Genomic DNA, 19,068 nt, shown 5'->3' on the forward strand with positions numbered 1-19,068 from the left:
CCTAGTGCTGGGTTGGCTCCTAACCAGATCCTCTTACCCAACGACCAGGGGGCTCAAGTGGCGCCGGTCAGCCTCGCGTACTCCGCTTCGGTCCCGATCGCCGGCCGCCGGTCCGGATGCTCCACGTAGTGCTCGACCACCGATCCGAGAAACACCGGCTCGACCGCCAGCAGCTCCAGCGGCACCAGCAACCAGCCCGGCTCATGCCGCCCCGGCCGCCGGATGCTGAGCGCCAGCTTCGGACTGCGCACCGTGAGCGGCAGTGGTCGCTGCGGCACCTGTACGAGGTCGTCCCAGCGAACCCGCCGCCTGCCACCCGCACGGATGGTGAGGCCGTCGGGGCTGACGACGATCCGCGGACCCCGCAGCAACGGCACCGCGGCCAACCCGATGAGCAGCACGGCGACCGCGTTCAACGTGACCCGCAGCTCGACCGGCGCGCTCGGGTCGCTCTCCAGGAACAAGGTGCCGAGCAGCGCCCACGCCATCGTCGCCCGCCCCGACCAGATCGGCGACCCCGGCACGACGAACGCGTCCCCACGCACCCGCAGCGCCGCCGGCGGCGGCTGCATCACCGGCCGCAGCACGATCCCGAACCCCACGAACGCCCCACTGAGCAACACGACCGGCGCCAGCAGCAACGTCACCGCCAGCCACGTCGGCGTCCGCGCCTCGGTCACCCCGAACTCGTACCCGACCCGCAGCCCCACCAGCGCCAACGCGACGACCCCAGCCGCGATCCGGCTACCACGCACATAGCGACCGAGCTGCTCCGACGTCACACCGGCCAGTGTACGAACAACCGCATCGGCCGACATGAGTAACATTGGGCAACGCGCCCGTAGCCCTGCGAAACCACGATTTGGTGGCATCCAGTAGCGTGCTGTACAGCGGAACGGCCGGCGCCACTCACCCGTTCCCATCGATCCACCGCATTGCCCGAGCCGCCCACCGCCACCACGACCAAGCGCAAACGCCCACACCCGCCCGCGCGCGTACAAGGACCGTGCGGAACATGCCCTGCCCACGGGCTACGGGGCGTCCGCGGGCTACAGGGGCGCCCGCGGGGTACGGTGCGCTCGCGGGGTACGGGGCGTCCGCGGGCTACAGGGACGCCCGCGGGGTACGGTGCGCCCACGGGCTACAGGGGCAGGGCGGGGAAGCGGGCCTGCAGGGCGGCCAAGGTGGGCATCGAGACCGCGCCGCCGCGGGATTCGCAGACCAGGCCCGCGACGTGGACCGCGATCCGGGTGAGGTCCTCCCATCCGGCGAGGGTGGTGGGGAGGCCCTTGGTGAGGATGCCCCAGGACAGGCCGGCCATGGTGGCGTCGCCCGCGCCGGTGGCGTCGACGGCGGTGACGGCAGGGGCGGGGACGCGGACGGTGGCGGCGGCGTGGGCGATCAGGGCGCCCTCCGCGCCGGTGGTCACCACGACCGCGCCGGCGCCCAGGTCGAGCAGGCGGGCGGCGGCGTGCTCGGGGGACTCGCCCCACAGGGCGGCCGCGTCGGCGGAGCTGAGTTTGACCAGGTCGGCGGTTGCGGCGAACTCGGCCACCACGTCCGGGTCGACGCCGACGACCGGGCGGACGTTGGGGTCGAAGACGCGGATCGGGCCGGGGGTTGCCCAGGCCTCGCGGGCGGCGGCCAGGACGGGTGGGCTGAGCAGGCACATCGAGCCGCAGTACAGGAGCCCGGCGGTGCCGACCAGGGCGGTTGGCAGGTCGGCAGGGGACAGGAGGCCGTAGGACGGGGGGTCGCCGTAGAAGCGGAAGGTGGGTTCGATGCCGCGGAAGGTGGTCACGGCCAGGGTGGTGGCGACGCCGGGGACGGTGGCCACGCCGCGGGTGCCGACGCCGGTGGCGGTGAGGAAGTCGGCGATGCGGGTGGCCCAGGGGTCGTCGCCGACGGAGCCGGCGAACTCGCTGGGGGCGCCCAGGCGGGCGATGCCGACGGCGACGTTGAGCGGGGCGCCGCCGATGGCGGGGTGGTAGACGATCTGGCCGTCGTCGGTGGTGGTCTCCAGGAGGTCGACCAGGGCTTCACCGATGACCACCGCATGTCCCGTCATCGCGCCAGTACATCACTTCGGCTGACGTGCCAGCCAGAGTTCGCGGGCGAGGTCGCCGGGGCCGAGCTGGGTGGTGGCGGGGGCGCGGCTGAGGATGGTGGCGCCGTCGGTGTCCTTGGCCGTGTACCAGATCTGCTCCGGGTCCAGAACCGGCAGGCCGTCACTGCCGGGGCCGAACGGGGTGCGTGCGGTGAAGACCATCTGGGCCCTGGCGGGGTTGAGGTCGCGGTCGCGGAGCAGGCGGAGCGCCTCGGCGGCGAGGTCGGGATGCACGGCGGCGTCCAGGTCGTCGACGAGCAGCACGCCGCCGCGGTCCAGCATCGGTAGCAGGGCGGCGAGCAGGTCGAGCCAGGCGATGGTGCCGTCGGACTCGGCCCAGCCGCCGAGGGGGACCGCGCCGGAGCGGCCGGCGTGGACGAGGCGGAGCAGGTCGCGCTCGACGCCGACGACGCCGAGGTCCGCGTGGCTGACCAGGAGCGTCAGCTGCTCGCTCCACCGGTCGGCGAGGTGGGCCAGGCCGCCGGCGAGCCGGGTGCCGGGTGCGAGGCGGACGGTCCGGATGCCGTACAGCCACGCGGCGACCGGGGCGAGCCACGGGTGCTCCACGTCGGCGCCGAGCGACAGCAGCGTGACGGCTGGCGGGCAGGCGGCGGCGAGGTGGTCGAGGCGGCCCTCGGGCAGGCAGCGGATGCCGGTGCGGTCCCGCTCGAACCAGACCCGCCGCCGGTCGCGGGCCGTGGCGTGCAGCCACTCGCCGGAGATCTCGTCGCGCTTGTAGGCGCAGCCGTAGACGTACCGGACGCCGTCGAGCAGGAACTCGATCTCGAACCGGGTCGGCAGCAGCCGGGCGGCCGGGTCGAGCTGGAACGGCTCGAAGCGTTGCGTGGCGTCGTGGACGTCGCTTCCGGAAACGGCGAGGGACCGCATCGTCGCCAGGGCGCGCAGGATGGTCGACTTGCCGGCGGCGGTCGGGCCGAACACTCCGCACAGCGGCGACACCCGCAGCATCCCGGCGCTGTTGTCCGAGGCCCCGGCAGTACGCGGGAAGCCGGCAGGACCAGCGGAGGCGGGACCAGCGGAGGCGGGACCAGCGGAGGCGGGACCAGCGGAGGCGGGACCAGCGGAGGCGGGACCAGCGGAGGCGGGACCAGCGGAGGCAGGACCAGCGGAGGTGGAGGAGCCGGCGGAACCCTGAGCGGCGGCGGAAGCGGCAGTGCGGGAAGGGCCAGGAGCACCAGAGAAGCCGGAGCGCAACGGCACGCCGAAGCCGCCGTCCGGACCCGAGAGCAGTGTCAGCTCCTGGATGTCACGGACCGAGCGGGAGTTCTGGAGCCTGAACTTGAGCAGCATCGTCTACTGACGCTAGGCGCCTGGCAGCACGGCGAACGGCGTTCGGCACGAAGATCACCAGGGATCTAACCCCAGGCCGTCGGTGACGGAGTGCGACACCGCCTCAGGGATCACGGGCTTGACGGTTTCCGTGACGAACACGGCGTGCCACACGCAGAAGACCAGCACCGTCCAGATCTTGCGGGAGTGGTCGGCCTCCTTCTTGCGGTGCGCCTTCAGCAGGCCGCGCACCACGTCGAGGTCGATGAGGTCGCCGGCGCCCGACGAGTCGAGCAGGCCGTGCGCCCAGTCGTGCATCTCGGTGCGCAGCCACGGCCGGATCGGCACCGGGAAGCCGAGCTTCGCACGGTTGACGATCGGCTCCGGCACGACCCCGGCCAGAGCCCGGCGCAGCGCCGCCTTCGTCACCGGCGACTGGGTGCGCGAGCGCGGCGGCACCTTCAGCTCGCTCGGCAGCGTCGAGGCGACCTCGAACACGGCCCGGTCCAGGAAGGGCGTGCGCAGCTGCAGCCCGTGCGCCATCGTCATGCGGTCGGCCTTGACCAGGATGTCGCCGCGCAGCCACGTGTACAGGTCGATGTACTGCATCGTGGTGACGTCGTCGAGGGCGCTGGCCTCCTTGAAGACCGGCGCGGTGACGTCGGTGTGCCTGATGTCCGCCGCGTAGTGCCGCAGCAGCGCCGCCTTCTCCTCCTCGGTGAAGACCCGCGCGTTGCCGTAGTAGCGCTCCTCGATCGGCGTGGTGCCGCGCTCCAGGAAGCTCTTGCCCTTCACGCCCTGCGGGATCACCCGCGACACGGCCCGCAGGCCGCGCTGCATGGTGTCGGGCAGGTGGCTGACGCCGGCGAGGGACAGCGGCTCCCGGTAGATCGGGTAGCCGCCGAAGAGCTCGTCGGCGCCGTCGCCGCCGAGGACCACGGTGACGTCCCGGGCGGCGCGCTCCGCGAGCAGGAACAGCGGGACGAGCGCCGGGTCGGCGACCGGGTCGTCGAGGTGCCAGACGATCCGCGGCAGCGCCCGCATCAGGTCCGCCGGGCCGACCTCCAGCTGCACGTTGGGCACCCCGAGCGCGCGGGCGGACTGCGCCGCCACCTCAAGCTCAGAAAATTGCGCTATGTCGTACCCAACCGTAAATGTTCGAATTGCTGGATCGACCTCGGCCGCGAGCGCCACCAGGGCCGTCGAGTCGATGCCACTGGACAAGAAGGCGCCCACCGGCACGTCGGACCGCAGGTGCGCGTGCACGCTGTCACGCAGCGACGAGGTGATCCGCCGGACCAGGCCGTCCTCATCGCCGGTCGGGGTGGGGCGAAGGTCCAGCTGGCCGTAGCGCCGGTTCGCGAGGGGGCCGCCGGGTGTGTAGACGAACGACTCGCCCGCGCCCAGCCGCCGGATGTCGGGGTGCAGGGTGGACGGCTCCGGCACGTACTGCATCGTCAGGTAGTGCTGCAGGTTGGCCGGGTCGACCAGGCGGCGGCGCTCCTCGGCGACGAAGGGCAGGAGGGCCTTGCGCTCGGACGCCAGGTAGACGCCGTCGTCGGTGGTCAGCTGGTACAGCGGGCGGATGCCATACGGGTCGCGCGCGCCGAAGGCGCGCCTCGCCGAACCGTCCCAGATGACGAACGCGAACATGCCGCGCAGCCGGCTGACCGCACTCGGCCCCCAGTGGTGATACGCGGCGAGGATGACCTCGGCCTCCGACTCGGTGGCGAAGTCGGCGCCCCGGTCCTCGACCAGCTCCGCGCGCAGCTCGTCGGCGTTGTAGACCGCGCCGTCGAAGACGATGAGGTACCGCCCGCGGGTCACGCCCATCGGCGGGAACGACATCGGCTGCCGCCCGCCGGTGAGGTCGCGCACGGCGAGCCGGTCGGCACCGAACACCACGTCGTCGGTGACGACCACGTTGGTGTCGTCGGGTCCGCGGTGGCGCAGCAGCTCCAGCGCGTCGACGACCGCGTCCCGGTGCGCCGCCGCGCGCCCGCGGGCGCTGACGAAGGTGAGCAGCCCAGCCATTCGTCCCTCCGCTCGTTCAGGAGAAAGTCTCGCACGCGGTACCGTCGCAGGAGGAGCACGAATTCGCAGCGATAGGACAGGCGGAGATGGACGAGAACGCGGGTGGCCAGTCGCACGATCCGGACTTCCCGGACCGGTTCATCGAGTTCATGCGCACCGGCTGGCGCGACTCGACCCTCGACGTGTCGCCCCGCCCGGAGGCGCCGGACCACGCCAAGCGCCGCGCGGAGCTGTCCGCGGCCTTCCCCGGTGAGACGGTCGTCATCCCGACCGGCGTCGACAAGGTGCGCTCCAACGACACGTACCACCCGTTCCGCCCCGGCACCGACCACGCGTGGCTGACCGGCGAGCACGACCCCGACGCGGTCCTCGTGCTGCACCCCACCGAGGGCGGGCACGACGCGATCCTGTACGTGCGCCCCCGCTCACCTCGCGACACCGACGAGTTCTTCCGCGACCGCAACCACGGCGAGCTGTGGATCGGCCGGCGGCACACCCTCGAGGAGAAGGCGACCGAGCTGCAGCTGCAGACCGCGCACCTCGACCGGCTCGCCGCCGTGCTCGACGACGCCGCGCCAGGGCGCACCAGGGTGCTGCGGGGATTCGACCCCACGGTCGACGGGGCCGTCCGGTCGGCGAATCCGGCCCGTGACGCCGAGTTGGCCACGGTACTGGCGGAGCTCCGCCTCGTGAAGGACGCCTGGGAGATCGAGCAGCTGCAGGACGCGATCGACGCGACGACCCGCGGCTTCGAGGACGTCGCCCGCATCCTGCCCGCCGACCGCCCGGTCAGCGAGCGCCTCATCGACGGCGTGTTCAACCTGCGCGCCCGCCACGACGGCAACGCCGTCGGCTACGGCTCCATCGTCGGCAACGGCGCCCACGCCGCGATCCTGCACTGGACCCGCAACGACGGCCACACCCGCCCCGGCGACCTGCTGCTCATGGACATGGGCGTGGAGAACCGCAACCTGTACACCGCCGACGTCACCCGCACCGTCCCGGTCAACGGCACGTTCACGCCGCTGCAGCGCCAGATCTACGACCTGGTGTTCCGCTCGCAGCAGGCCGGCATCGACGTGATCCGGGCCGGCACCAGGTTCGACGACGTGCACCAGGCATGCATGCGGGTCCTCGCCGAGGGCCTCGCCGACCTGGGCATCCTGCCGGTCAGCGTCGACGAGGCGATGGACCCGGCCTGCATCTTCTACCGGCGCTGGACGCTGCACGGCTTCGGGCACATGCTCGGCCTGGACGTCCACGACTGCGGCGAGGCCCGCAAGGAGCGCTACCGCGAGGGTGTCCTGGACGCGGGCTACGTGCTGACCGTCGAGCCGGGCCTGTACTTCCAGCCCGACGACGAGCTCGTCCCCGCCGAGCTGCACGGCATCGGCGTCCGCATCGAGGACGACGTCCTCGTCACCCCGACCGGCGCCGTCGTCATGTCGGAGGCCCTGCCCCGCTCTGCGGACGCCGTCGAGTCGTGGCTCGCCGCCCAGCGCGAGGCAGGCCCCCGCCTGCCCGGTTAGTCCAGCCAGAACGTGTCGTGGGCGAGCATGAACTCGTCGCGCTCCAGCGCGGTCAGGCTGGACAGGTGCGGGAGGCCCTCGAAGTAGGCCTCCCGCGGCGCGCCGGGGGAGAAGTGCAGCAGCATGGAGGCGGGTTCGCCGGACTCGTTGCGGAACGCGTGGATGCCGCCCTCGGGGACGTGCACCCAGTCGCCGGGCTGCGTGGTGATCCACTCGGTGCCGTCGTAGATGCGGACCGAGCCCGACAGGATGTAGAAGGACTCGGAGATCGAGCGGTGGTAGTGCGGGTCCGGGCCGCTCGGCTGCGGGCCCATCTCCCACCGGTACAGGCCGAACTGCCCGTGCGTCGTCGCGCCGGTGGCCAGGTAGTGCACCGTGTTGCCGTTCGCGTAGGTGAGCTCGGGCGGCGTCGCCGCGGGGCGGTAGGTGGCCGACAGCTCACCGGAAGGTCCGAGGTAGTACGGCGGTGGATAGGACATACGCTCACAATACGGCGCACCCGGCGCGACCTCGATGAAGCGAGGTAGGCTGTTGACCCCGTGAAGACCATCGAGCGCGTCCGCAAGCCCATCCGGACATATCACCCGCGCCGGGGGCGGCTCAGTGGTCGGCACTTCGACGCCCTCGAGCGCCTCACCACCGCGTACGGGTTCACCCCGGGCGACCGGGTGGACGTCCTGGAGATCGGGTCCGGGATGGGTGAGGCGACCCTGGAGATGGCCGCCGCGGACCCCGGCCGGCGCTACCTGGCGGTCGAGATCCACACGCCGGGCGTGGCGAACCTCCTGGCCAACATCGAGCAGCGCGGCCTGACGAACCTGAGCGTGGTGAGCGTGGACGCCCTCGACCTGTGCCGGGAGCACATCCCCGACGAGTCCCTGGACGCGGTGCACGTGTTCTTCCCCGACCCGTGGCCGAAGGCCAGGCACCACAAGCGCCGCCTGATCCAGCCCTCGAACGTCGAGCTCCTGGCCGCGAAGCTGCGCACCGGTGGGCTGCTGCACTGCGCCACGGACGACGCCGGCTACGCGGAGTGGATGCTGGAGACCTTGACGAATGCCGCGAACCTGACAAATCGCCACGATGGCTACGCGCCGCGTCCGGACGGCCGGCCCGTCACGAAGTTCGAGCAGCGCGCCCTGGACGCCGGCCGCGCGCCCGCCGACCTGATCTTCGTGAAGTCATGAGCGCCGGACTGGCCGCCCGGGTCCCCAGGAACGGCGATCCGGACACGGTCTTCGACGCGTTCGCCGAGTGGGCCATGGAGCAGGGCCTGGAGCTGTACCCGCACCAGGAAGAGTCCCTGATGGAGATCGTCTCCGGGGCGAACCTGATCCTGTCCACGCCCACCGGCTCCGGCAAGAGCCTCGTCGCCGCCGGGGCGCACTTCGCCGCCCTCGCCACCGACCGGACCACGTTCTACACCGCGCCGATCAAGGCCCTGGTGTCGGAGAAGTTCTTCGCCCTCGTCGCGATGTTCGGCGCGGAGAACGTCGGCATGCTCACCGGCGACGCGTCCGTCAACGCCGACGCGCCCATCATCTGCTGCACGGCGGAGATCCTCGCCAACATCGCGCTGCGCGACGGCGCGACCGCCGACGTCGGCGTCGTCGTCATGGACGAGTTCCACTTCTACGCCGAGCCCGACCGTGGCTGGGCGTGGCAGGTGCCGCTGATCGAGCTGCCGCAGGCGCAGTTCGTGCTGATGTCGGCGACGCTCGGCGACGTCACCAGGTTCGTCGACGACCTGACGGCCCGCACGGGCCGGCCGACCGCCGTGGTGAAGAACGCCGAACGGCCCGTGCCGCTCATGTTCAGCTACTCGATGGACCCGCTGCACGAGACGATCGAGGAGCTGCTGAGCACGAAGCAGGCGCCGGTCTACATCGTGCACTTCACGCAGGCCGCCGCCCTGGAGCGGGCGCAGGCGCTGATGAGCATCAATGTGTCGACCCGCGCCGAGAAGGACATGATCGCCGAGGCGATCGGCCGGTTCCGGTTCACGGCCGGCTTCGGCAAGACCCTGTCGCGGCTCGTCCGGCACGGGATCGGCGTCCACCACGCCGGCATGCTCCCCAAGTACCGCCGCCTCGTCGAGACCCTTGCCCAGGCCGGGCTGCTGAAGGTCATCTGCGGCACCGACACCCTGGGCGTGGGCATCAACGTGCCGATCCGCACGGTGCTGTTCACCGCGCTGTCCAAGTACGACGGGCAGAAGACGCGGCTGCTGTACGCGCGGGAGTTCCACCAGATCGCCGGCCGGGCCGGCCGCGCCGGGTTCGACACGATCGGCACCGTCGTCGTGCAGGCGCCCGACCACGTCATCGACAACGAGCGCGCCCTGGCGAAGGCCGGCGACGACCCGAAGAAGCGCCGCAAGGTGGTGCGCAAGAAGCCGCCGGAGGGTTCGATCGGCTGGGGCAAGCCGACCTTCGACCGGCTCGTCGACGCCGAACCGGAGCCGCTGCGCTCCAGCTTCCACGTGTCGCACGCGATGCTGCTCAACGTGATCAGCCGCCCCGGCGACGCGTTCGCCGCGATGCGGCACCTGCTGACGCAGAACCACGAGGACGTCCACTCGCAGCGCCGCCTGATCCGCCGGGCGATCGCGATCTACCGGGCGCTGCTCGCCGGTGGCGTGGTCGAGCAGCTTGCCGAGCCCGACGAGGAGGGGCGGCGGGTCCGGCTCACCGTCGACCTGCAGATGGACTTCGCGCTCAACCAGCCGCTGTCGCCGTTCGCCCTCGCCGCGATCGAGCTCCTGGACCGGGAGGCGCCCGCGTACGCGCTGGACGTGCTGTCGGTGATCGAGTCGACCCTCGACGACCCGCGGCAGATCCTGGCCGCGCAGCAGTTCAAGGCCCGCGGCGAGGCCGTCGCCGCGATGAAGGCCGAGGGCATCGAGTACGAGCAGCGCCTGGAACTGCTCGACACCGTCACCCACCCGAAGCCCCTCGACGAGCTGCTTGACGGCGCGTACAACCTGTACAAGCAGGGCCACCCGTGGGTCGCCGACTACCAGGTCAGCCCGAAGTCGGTGGTCCGCGACATGTACGAGCGCGCCATGACGTTCGTCGAGTACGTCAACTTCTACAGCCTGTCCCGCTCCGAGGGCCTGGTCCTGCGCTACCTGGCGGACGCGTTCAAGGCGCTGCGCCAGACGGTCCCCGAGGACGCCCGCACCGAGGAGCTCACCGACATCATCGAATGGCTCGGCGAGCTCGTCCGGCAGGTCGACTCGAGCCTCATCGACGAGTGGGAGCGGCTGCGCAACCCGGGGGCCGAGGACGAGAAGGCGGTGCTCGACGACCGTCCACCGGCCGTCACCCGCAACCTGCGCGCGTTCCGCGTCCTGGTCCGCAACGCGCTCTTCCGCCGGGTCGAGCTGGCCGCGCTGCGCCGCTTCGACGAGCTGGGGGAGCTGGACGGCGAGCACGGGTTCACCGCCGACGACTGGCAGGACGCGATCGAGGACTACTTCGACGAGTACGACTCGCTCGGCGTCGGCCCGGACGCCAGAGGTCCGGCCCTGCTCGTCATCGAGCAGAAGCCGGACCGGTGGTTCGTCCGCCAGATCTTCGACGACCCGGCCGGCGACCGCGACTGGGGCATCACCGCCGAGGTGGATCTCGCCGAGTCCGACGCCACGGGCTTCGCGGCCATCCGCGTCACCGCCGTGGGACCCATGTCCGACACCTAGGCGTCGGCGGCGACCGTACGGAGGGCCGCCAGGAACTCCGCGGGGTGCGTGAAGGCGGCGAAGTGCGACGCGCCGTCGATCAGCACCAGGGACTTCGCCGGGGCGTCGACCTCGGCGAAGTACTCGACCGCGGGACCGGTCAGCGTGACCACGTCCTGCGCGCCCTGGAACAGGTGGAACGGGATCTCCAGCCGCGTGCCCTCCGCCCGGGCGTCGAACCGCATGAACTGGGTGAACATCGCGTCCCGGACCGCCGCGAAACCCTTCAGCCAGGCGAACACGTCCAGCAGTGAGTAGTCGGGCTTCGTCAGCAGCAGCGAGAAGAGCTTCTTCAGGCCACCGTTGGGGTTGGCCGGGTCGGTGCCCATCGACCACTGCATGCGCCGGCCCCAGGCCTTGACGTCCCAGGTGCGCGGGTCGGCGTCGAGCGCCTCGAGAGCGGCCACGCCCTTCGGGTTGCCGGCCTCGCGGAGCCGCCGCAGGGTGTCGAGCCGGCCCTGGCGCTCGTTGTCGACCATGTTCACGTAGAAGTCGGTGCCGACGTAGGCGCTGAACAGGTCGGGCCGCTGCCGTGCCATCGGCAGGCCGACGATCGTGCCCATCGAGCCGGCCATCAGGATCACCTTGTCCTTGCCGAGGTGGGCGCGGACGTGCTCGGCCACCTCGATGCCGTCGGCGACCATCCGCTCGAAGGTGAGCTCCTCCGGGGCGGGTGCGCCGTTGCGCCGCAGCGTCCGGCCGCAGCCGCGGCGGTCCCAGTGCACGACCGTGAAGTGCTTCTCCCACTCGCGGAGCGCGGCGGTGAACACCGAGTACGGCGAGCCGGGGCCGCCGTGCACGACGAGCAGCACCGGGTTGGCCCGGTCCTCGCCGCGGATCTGCAGCCACTGCTCGACGCCGCCGATCGTGACGTAGCGGCCTTCCACGATGCCGTCGGGGTTGGTGATGCGCGCCTCGGCGGCGCGGCGGTGCTTGAGGACCGCCCGGACGGCGAGGGGAGCGGCGGCGAGGGTGGCGATGGCGGCGGGGGCGATCAGCATCAGCGTCATGCCGAGAACCGTACAGACGTCTCACACAAATGTGCAAGAGAGATGTGCAAGACGTTTGTGTCAGACGAAGCTATGCTTCGGCCTATGGGCAACAAGGAGAAGCTCCTCGAGGGCGCGCTGGCGTGCCTGCTCGAGAAGGGCTACGCGCGCACCACCGCTCGCGACGTCGCGTCGGCGGCCGGGGTCAGCCTCGCCGCGATCGGGTACCACTTCGGCACCACCGACGCGCTGCTCAACGCCGCGCTCGACCAGGCCCTGGAGGCCTGGGGTGCCACCCTGGAGGTCGCCCTGCGCGGCGACGCCGACGGGCCGGGCGACGACCCCGCGGCCAGGTTCGAGGCCGTCTGGGCGCGGATCATCGCGTCCGTCGAGGCGCAGCCGGCGCTGTGGAAGCTCCAGTTCGAGGTGGTCGCGCAGCTCGCCGTCCTGCCGGAGCTGCACGAGCGCTGGCAGCACTCGCTCGCCGCCGCGCAGGAGGGGCTCGCGGCGCTCTTCGGCGGCGGCCCCGGCACCGGCGCGTTCTATCAGGCGCTGCTCACCGGCGTGGTCGTGCAGCACCTCGTCGCACCGGGCCGCGGGGTGGACGGCCCGCAGCTGGCGTCGGCGCTACTGGAGGTGGCGGCGCAGCTGCGTACCGGTGAAGATGCCGCAAAACACGTGTAAACGGCGCGAACCGCGGTAGCCCCCAGGTATGACCGCTGCGCTGACCACAGACCAGGGCATCCCGGTCGCCGACACCGACAACTCGCTGCGCGCCGGTGCCCGCGGGCCGAGCCTGCTGGAGGATTTCCACCTGCGGGAGAAGCTGATGCGCTTCGACCACGAGCGGATCCCGGAACGGGTCGTCTACGCCCGCGGCGCCGGAGCGCACGGCGTGTTCAAGCTCCACACGCCGCTGGACGAGTACACGACGGCGGACTTCCTCACCGACCCCGACGCCGAGACCCCCGTCTTCGTCCGGTTCTCCACGCTGCAGGGCTCCCGCGGCTCCACCGACACGCCCCGCGACGCGCGCGGCTTCGCCACGAAGTTCTACACCCGGCAGGGCAACTTCGACCTCGTCGGCAGCAACATGCCGGTCTTCTTCATCCAGGACGGCATCAAGTTCCCCGACCTGGTGCACGCGCTCAAGCCGGAGCCGCACAACGAGATGCCGCAGGCGTCGTCGGCGCACGACACGTTCTGGGACTTCGTGTCGCTGCAGCCCGAGACGATGCACCACCTGATGTGGCGCATGTCCGATCGGGCCCTGCCGCGCTCGTACCGCATGATGCAGGGCTTCGGGGTGCACACCTTCCGCCTCGTGAACAGCCGGGGACGCGGCACCTTCGTCAAGTTCCACTGGCGGCCCTCACTCGGCACGCACTCGCTGGTCTTCGACGAGGCACAGCGCATCTCCGGCCAGGACCCCGACTTCAACCGCCGCGACCTGTGGGAGGCGATCGCGTCCGGGAACTACCCCTCCTGGGAGCTCGGCGTGCAGCTGTTCTCCGAGTTCGCCCTGGACGACGTCGACCTGCTCGACGCCACCAAGCTCGTCCCCGAGGAGATCGTGCCCGTCACGCCGGTCGGGCGGCTCACGCTCAACCGCAACCCCGACAACTTCTTCGCCGAGACCGAGCAGGTCGCGTTCAACGTCGGCAACATCGTGCCCGGCATCGACTTCACCGACGACCCGCTGCTGCAGGCGCGGCTGTTCTCCTACCTGGACTCGCAGCTCAACCGGCTCGGCGGCCCCAACTTCGCGCAGCTGCCCGTGAACCGGCCGCACGTGCCCGTGCACAACCACCAGCAGGACGGCTCCCACCAGCAGCGGGTGCCGACCGGCCGGGTCACGTACTCGCCGAACTCCCTCGCCGCCGAGGCGCCCGCCGGCTTCGTCTCATTTCCGGAGGTCGTCGACGGGCCGAAGGAGCGCAAGCGGAGCGTGACCTTCGCCGACCACTACAGCCAGGCGACCCTGTTCTGGAACAGCATGGCGCCCTGGGAGCGCGCGCACATCATCGAGGCGTACCGCTTCGAGCTCGGCCGGGTCACCTCGATGGCGATCCGGGTGCGCATGATCGAGCACCTCAACCGCATCGACCACGACCTGGCTACGGCGGTCGCGGCCGGGATCGGCGTCGAGCAGCCGGTCAGGTCCGTCGCCAACCACGGCCGCTCGTCCGCGTCCCTGAGTCAGGCCACCGCCGCGCCGGCACCGGTGGCCACGCGGAAGGTCGCGGTCCTCATGGGCGACGGCGTCTCCGCCCGCTGGGTCGCCCGCCTGCGCGACGACCTCACCGCCGAGGGCGTCGTCGTCGACCTGCTCGGCCCGGTCCACGGCACCGTGATGACCGACGACGGCCTGCCCATGGAGGTCACCCGCGCCCTGAGCACGGTCGCTTCCGTGGTGTACGACGCGGTCGCCGTCCCCGACGGGGTGCTCGCCCTCCCCGCGGACGGCCAGGCGGTCCACTTCGTCGCCGAGGCGTACAAGCACGGCAAGCCGATCGCCGCCTCGGGCACCGCCGTCGACGTGCTGCTCCGCGCCCACATCCCGCTCCCCACCGTCGAGCCCTCGGGCTCCGCGACTGCCCCCGCCGCTGGTTCCGCGGGCGCTGCCTTCGCCGCTCGCTCCGCGGGTCCGTCCGCCGGTGCTTTCCGCGGCCCTCAATCCGCGGGTTCCGCCGCTCCTGGTGAGCCCGCGGGTGCTGCGTTCGCCGCTCGTTCCACGGGCCCTTCCGCCGGCACTTCCCGCGGCCCTCGATCCGCGGCTTCCTCCACCGCCGCCGAGCCCGCGGGCGCTGCCTCCGCCGCCCGCTCCACGGGTGCTTCCGGCGCGGCGGAGCCCGCCGGCGGTTCCCGCTCCGCCGCCGCCTCTTCCGCGAATATTTCGACAATTTCCGATATGTCGCTCATCATCGACGGCCAGCCGGCGTCTCGGCTGCTGACGGCGCTGGCCATGCACCGCAACCACGACCGGGACGTGACGTCGATCCCCGCCTAGCGCCCGGCGGTCCCGGCCGCCGTCGTGGACACGGCACCGGACGGGTCCTTCTTCCCGTCCATCGCGGTCCTGGCAAGGGCGGTGTACTTCAGGGACCGCACCGTGGCGCCCGTCAGCCGGCCGCGGCCCGGTGACCTCGGTGACATGGACCGGTCTCTGCCTAGCCCAGGGCCTTCTCCACGAACCTCTGGCGGTCGACGAGCGTGCGCTCGACGCGGCCCTCCGCCACGACCTGGCTGCCGTCGCGGGCGATGATCTCGAACACCAGCTTCCGGCCGTCGGTCTTGGCGAGGCGGGCCTCCACGGTGACCTTGCCGCCGATCGGGGTGGCCGCACGGTGCTCCAGCTCGACCCGCGTGCCGACCGTCGTCCAGCCCGGCGGCAGCCGCCTGGCCAGGGCGCCGACGCTCGCCGCCTCCGCGAGCGCCAGCACCTTCGGGGTGCCGAGCACCGGCACATCGCCCGACCCCAGCGCCTGCGCGGTATCGGCATCGGTGACGGTGAGCTCGACCCGGGCGACCGCGCCGACCCAGGGGGCCGCGTCCACTGAGAAACCCATGTGCCCAGCCTAGTGAGTCGCGGCTACAGTCGGCCGGTGCGCAACCTGGAGGCATGGGTCGACGCCGGCTCGGTCGTCGCTCTCACCGGTGCCGGCATCTCCACCGACTCCGGCATCCCCGACTTCCGCGGCCCCGACGGCGTCTGGACCCGCGACCCCGAGGCGATGAAGCTCTCCTCGATCGACCACTACGTCGCCGACCCGCAGGTGCGGCGCCGGGCGTGGCAGGAGCGGCTGCACAACCCCGCGTGGACCGCCGAGCCCAACGCCGCCCACCACGCCCTCGCCGACCTGGAGCGCGCGGGGAAGCTCACCGCCGTCGTCACGCAGAACATCGACGGACTGCACCAGCGCGCCGGCAGCTCGAACGTCATCGAACTGCACGGCACGCTCTCGCAGACGGAGTGCCTCACCTGCGCCGAACGCCGCCCGATGCCCGAGACCCTGGCCCGCGTCACCGCCGGCGACCCCGACCCGGCCTGCCTCACCTGCGGCGGCCTGCTGAAGTCGGCGACCATCTCGTTCGGCCAGTCGATGCACCTGCCGACCCTCGAGGCCGCCGCCGAGGCCGCCATGGGCTGCGACGTGCTCCTGGCCATCGGCACGTCGCTGACCGTCTACCCGGCCGCCGGCCTGGTCGACGTCGCCCACAAGGCCGGCGCCATGGTCGTCGTCATCAACGCGGCCGAGACGCCGTACGACGCCATCGCCCACATGGTCGTCCGCGACCCGATCGGCGAGGTCCTGCCCCGCCTCGCCGCCCACTGACCGACGCGACGCCCACTGCCGCACCCGCGGCGAACCGCCACTACACCTGCGGCGGAGCAGCGGCGCTCGCCCCCGGCGGGACGGCGCTCGGACCTGAGGAAGCGGCACTCGGCCCCGGCGGGACGGCGCTCGGGTCTGAGGGAGCGGCATCCGGCCCTGGCGGGACGGCGCTCGGGTCTGGGTCTGGGAGAGCGGCGCTCGGACCTGAGGGAGCGGCGCTCGGCCCCGGCGGGACGGCGCTCGGACCTGAGGGAGCGGCACTCGGGCCCGGCGGGACGGCGCTCGGGTTTGGGGAGGCGGCGCTCGGGCCCGTGGGGGTGGCGATCGGACCCGCGGGGGCGGCGCTCGGACTCTCAGCCTCCTCGGGCAGCGCGGGCGCCCGCACCGCCGCGGCGTCGACCCCCTGCGCGTGCGCGGGAGCGGCGATCAGGTCGGGGGAGGCGGCGCTCGGGTCTGGGGGAGCGGCGATCGGGCCTGGAGGAGCGGGCGGTTTGCGGAGCGAGACGGTGGCGGCGGCGCGGCGGGCGGTGCGGGAGCGGGCCGCGAGGAGGTCGGCGAAGGCGTAGGCGTCGGCGGCGGCCCAGTGGCGCCCGACGGCGTGCAGGCCGCCCGCGGTGTCGACGTGGACCGTCGCGAGGTCCAGGGCGCGCTGCAGCGGCCCCTGGATCACCCTGACGCTCTGCACCCGGGCGAGCGGGACCACCACCAGTTCGCGGGTCAGGACACCCTCCCGCACGACGACGACCGTGTCGGTGACCCCGATCCCGATCCGGGACCACGCCAGGGGCGCGAGCCACCGCGCCCGGCGGGGCGGCCCGGAGACGGCCACCGCCGCCGCGTCGACGACGGCCACAGCCGCCGCGTCGGCGGGCGTTCCGGAGACGGTCACTGCCGCTGCGTCGGCGGGTGGCTCGGAGGCGGTCGCTGCCGCCGTGTCCGAGGGCGTTCCGGAGGCGGCCACAGCCGCTGCGTCGGCGGGCGTTCCGGAGACGGTCATTGCCGCTGCGTCGGCGGGTGGCTCGGAGACGGCCACCGCCGCCGTGTCGGCGGGAGGTCCGTGCCCCACGCCGTCCGGCGACCGCATGGGCCGGGCCTTGGAAGGGCGGGAGTGGACGGCGGCGGTGAGCACGGTGGTGGCGACGGCGAGCGTGTCGGCGGCGGGCGCGACCGGGACGAGGGTGCCGGCGCGCAGCTGCGCCTCGCCGTTGCCCGCGTAACCGGCGACGTCGAGGCGGGCGCGGGCCCAGCCGGCGCGGCGCCACAGGAGCGGCCAGGTGACCTTCAGGCCCTGGACGCGGTGCGGCGGGACGGTCTGGCTGCGCTTGTTGAGCAGGCCCTGGCGCACGCGGAGCGCCGCCGCGTCGGTGCCGATGACGAAGTCCCACTCGTCGAGGACGCGGCGGACGGGCACCTGGAAGACGCCGAGGAACGCGGTGATCGTGCTCGCCGCGCCGATCAGGGTCCAGGCCGGGTCGAGGGACGCCTGCCAGGCGACGAACGCCAGGCCGGCGGGGACGGCGATGGCCTGCGGGGTGAGCAGCTGCGCGAGCAGGAGCCGGCGGTTGACGACGGTGAAGACGCGGGCCTCGCCGGCGCCGGTGTCGGAGGCGGGGGCGTGGGGGATGCCGGTGGACAGGCCGATGAGGCGCGTGCGCAGGCTGGCGGCGCCGGCGACGGTCAGGTAGGCCAGAGGCGCCTCGGTCTTGCCGGCGCCGATCACCTCCAGGCGCAGCTCCGCCAGGCCGAAGACGCGGGCGAGGAGGGGCCGGACGACGTCGATCGCCTGCACCCGCTCGAGGGGGATCGTTCTGGTACGGCGTGAGATCAGCCCCTCGTGCACCCGCAGCTCCCGGCCCACGATCTCGTAGCCGGTGACGAGCCAGACGACGGCGGAGACGAGGACGGCCGCGACCAGGATTACGCCCATCGCGGCCAGCCAGTGCACCGGACCCAGGTCCGACAGGCCGCGCCAGGAGACGGCGACGGCGGCGAACGCCACCAGCTTCGCCCCCTTCAGCAGCGGCGTCAGCGGGTGGAGGCGCTGTCTCACAGGCCCTCTTCGCGGATCTCGCCGAGCGCGGCGAGCCGGTCGCGCAGCCGGGTCGCCTCCGCGGCCTCGAGGCCCGGGACGCTCGCGTCGCTGGCCGCGGCGGCGGTGTGCAGGGTGACGGTGGCCAGGCCGGTGGCGCGCTCCAGAGGGCCGGCGGTGACGTCGACGAACTGCATCCTCGCGTACGGGACGATCGACAGCCGCCGCACGAGCAGCCCGTGCCTGACGAGCAGGTCCTCGGCCCGCTCCGCGTAGCCCCAGGCGCGGATCGAGCGGCGCATGAACACCGCCCGGAGCCCACCCAGTACCAATGCCGCGAACGCCACCAGGAAGAACCAGGCGCTGACGAGCAGCCCCGCGACGACCCCGGCGATCGCGAAGACCAGGGTCCACCCGCTCAGGACGGCGAGGCGCAGCCAGAAGTAGCGAGGGGAGATTGATCGCCAGGCAACTTCGATGGGCGGCGCGGTCACGTCGTCACCTCCGCTGCGCTCCGGTGCCGACGCGACCAGGTGCTGAGCCCATGGTGACGGGCCACTCCGCTGCGCTCCGGTCCCGTCACGTCGTCACCTCCGCTGCGCTCCGGTCCCGTCACGTTCCCAGCGTATCCGTGGTCACAGGGATGACGTCGCGGAGGAAACCGCGTGCGGTCAAGAAGTCACTCAGCGTCGTGCGGTGGGCGTCACACGCGAGCCAGACCTTGCGGCGGTCGGGGGTGTGCAGCTTCGGGTTGTTCCAGCGCAGCTGCCACGTCGCCTCGGCGCGGCAGCCTTTGGCGGAGCAGATGAGGGGATCCACACGGCCAGTCTGCCAGCGGTGGAGCGGAGAGTGAGCGCCGGGCGGCCACGGGGGAAGCCGCCCGGCGACGGGGTGAATCGTACCCACGCGGGTACGGGTGATGTCCAGTCACCCGGAGTGTCCGATCCGAAAATCCCGCTCAATCACTGGTCACTTTTGTGATTAATACGTAAAAATCGGTCGCGGGTAGGACTC

At 72.3% G+C, this 19,068-nt stretch carries 17 protein-coding genes; 6 read left to right on the top strand and 11 right to left on the bottom strand.

Going from position 1 to position 19,068, the window contains the following annotated elements; translation table 11 throughout:
- Nucleotides 1–53: 53 nt before the first annotated feature.
- The 4 genes from ACFY3L_RS36815 to asnB form a co-directional block, all read right to left on the bottom strand.
- Nucleotides 54–782 (bottom strand): hypothetical protein, encoded by a 729-nt coding sequence (locus ACFY3L_RS36815; RefSeq protein WP_389335070.1) that lies wholly within the window; start codon nt 780–782, stop codon nt 54–56.
- A gap of 359 nt (nt 783–1,141) precedes the next feature.
- Nucleotides 1,142–2,068, bottom strand: coding sequence for a carbohydrate kinase family protein (locus ACFY3L_RS36820; protein WP_389335073.1), 927 nt, complete (start codon nt 2,066–2,068; stop codon nt 1,142–1,144).
- A 12-nt stretch (nt 2,069–2,080) separates the two neighbouring features.
- Entirely contained in the window at nt 2,081–3,076 is a 996-nt protein-coding gene (locus tag ACFY3L_RS36825; RefSeq protein ID WP_389335076.1) for an ATP/GTP-binding protein, read from the bottom strand.
- Nucleotides 3,077–3,472: 396 nt separating this feature from the next.
- Complete coding sequence (gene asnB, locus ACFY3L_RS36830) at nt 3,473–5,431, bottom strand: asparagine synthase (glutamine-hydrolyzing) (RefSeq protein WP_389335079.1); 1,959 nt, start codon at nt 5,429–5,431, stop codon at nt 3,473–3,475.
- A gap of 86 nt (nt 5,432–5,517) precedes the next feature.
- Here asnB and ACFY3L_RS36835 point away from each other — a divergent pair, with 86 nt between their 5' ends.
- A complete protein-coding gene (locus ACFY3L_RS36835; RefSeq protein WP_389335082.1) occupies nt 5,518–6,960 on the top strand; it encodes an aminopeptidase P family protein in 1,443 nt (480 codons plus the stop codon).
- On the opposite strand, the gene ACFY3L_RS36840 is transcribed toward ACFY3L_RS36835, so the two are convergent.
- Complete coding sequence (locus tag ACFY3L_RS36840; protein WP_389335085.1) at nt 6,957–7,439, bottom strand: cupin domain-containing protein; 483 nt, start codon at nt 7,437–7,439, stop codon at nt 6,957–6,959. The genes ACFY3L_RS36835 and ACFY3L_RS36840 overlap by 4 nt on opposite strands.
- A 60-nt stretch (nt 7,440–7,499) precedes the next feature.
- Here ACFY3L_RS36840 and trmB point away from each other — a divergent pair, with 60 nt between their 5' ends.
- Nucleotides 7,500–8,147, top strand: coding sequence for a tRNA (guanosine(46)-N7)-methyltransferase TrmB (trmB, locus tag ACFY3L_RS36845; protein WP_389335088.1), 648 nt, complete (start codon nt 7,500–7,502; stop codon nt 8,145–8,147).
- Nucleotides 8,144–10,660, top strand: a complete 2,517-nt coding sequence (locus tag ACFY3L_RS36850) for a DEAD/DEAH box helicase (protein ID WP_389335091.1) — start codon at nt 8,144–8,146, stop codon at nt 10,658–10,660. Before trmB ends, ACFY3L_RS36850 begins: the two co-directional genes overlap by 4 nt.
- Here the strand turns inward: ACFY3L_RS36850 and ACFY3L_RS36855 are convergent.
- Nucleotides 10,657–11,709, bottom strand: a complete 1,053-nt coding sequence (locus ACFY3L_RS36855) for an alpha/beta fold hydrolase (RefSeq protein ID WP_389335094.1) — start codon at nt 11,707–11,709, stop codon at nt 10,657–10,659. The genes ACFY3L_RS36850 and ACFY3L_RS36855 overlap by 4 nt on opposite strands.
- Before the next feature lie 84 nt (nt 11,710–11,793).
- On the opposite strand from ACFY3L_RS36855, the gene ACFY3L_RS36860 reads away from it, so the two are divergent.
- Together ACFY3L_RS36860 and ACFY3L_RS36865 are read left to right on the top strand one after the other, a co-directional pair.
- Complete coding sequence (locus tag ACFY3L_RS36860; RefSeq protein WP_389335097.1) at nt 11,794–12,372, top strand: TetR/AcrR family transcriptional regulator; 579 nt, start codon at nt 11,794–11,796, stop codon at nt 12,370–12,372.
- Nucleotides 12,373–12,400: 28 nt separating this feature from the next.
- A complete protein-coding gene (locus tag ACFY3L_RS36865; RefSeq protein ID WP_389335100.1) occupies nt 12,401–14,698 on the top strand; it encodes a catalase in 2,298 nt (765 codons plus the stop codon).
- Here ACFY3L_RS36865 and ACFY3L_RS36870 read toward each other — a convergent pair.
- Both ACFY3L_RS36870 and ACFY3L_RS36875 read right to left on the bottom strand, forming a co-directional pair.
- Nucleotides 14,695–14,844: a hypothetical protein gene (locus tag ACFY3L_RS36870; RefSeq protein ID WP_389335103.1), complete on the bottom strand. Its 150-nt coding sequence runs from the start codon at nt 14,842–14,844 to the stop codon at nt 14,695–14,697. The genes ACFY3L_RS36865 and ACFY3L_RS36870 overlap by 4 nt on opposite strands.
- A gap of 14 nt (nt 14,845–14,858) precedes the next feature.
- Nucleotides 14,859–15,257 carry a thioesterase family protein gene (locus tag ACFY3L_RS36875; protein WP_389335106.1) on the bottom strand — a complete coding sequence of 133 codons (399 nt, stop codon included), beginning with the start codon at nt 15,255–15,257 and terminating at the stop codon, nt 14,859–14,861.
- Between the two features lie 36 nt (nt 15,258–15,293).
- On the opposite strand from ACFY3L_RS36875, the gene ACFY3L_RS36880 reads away from it, so the two are divergent.
- Nucleotides 15,294–16,025: an NAD-dependent deacetylase gene (locus tag ACFY3L_RS36880; RefSeq protein ID WP_389335108.1), complete on the top strand. Its 732-nt coding sequence runs from the start codon at nt 15,294–15,296 to the stop codon at nt 16,023–16,025.
- A 40-nt stretch (nt 16,026–16,065) separates the two neighbouring features.
- Here ACFY3L_RS36880 and ACFY3L_RS36885 read toward each other — a convergent pair whose 3' ends face one another.
- From ACFY3L_RS36885 to ACFY3L_RS36895, 3 genes are all read right to left on the bottom strand, one after another.
- Nucleotides 16,066–18,075: a PH domain-containing protein gene (locus ACFY3L_RS36885; RefSeq protein WP_389335111.1), complete on the bottom strand. Its 2,010-nt coding sequence runs from the start codon at nt 18,073–18,075 to the stop codon at nt 16,066–16,068.
- Entirely contained in the window at nt 18,072–18,548 is a 477-nt protein-coding gene (locus ACFY3L_RS36890; RefSeq protein WP_389335114.1) for a PH domain-containing protein, read from the bottom strand. The genes ACFY3L_RS36885 and ACFY3L_RS36890 overlap by 4 nt, the downstream gene beginning before the upstream one ends.
- Before the next feature lie 118 nt (nt 18,549–18,666).
- Entirely contained in the window at nt 18,667–18,873 is a 207-nt protein-coding gene (locus ACFY3L_RS36895) for an acetone carboxylase (protein ID WP_389335117.1), read from the bottom strand.
- Nucleotides 18,874–19,068 lie beyond the last annotated feature (195 nt).

Source organism: Dactylosporangium sp. NPDC000521, assembly GCF_042898305.1.
Taxonomy (GTDB): Bacteria; Actinomycetota; Actinomycetes; order Mycobacteriales; family Micromonosporaceae; genus Dactylosporangium.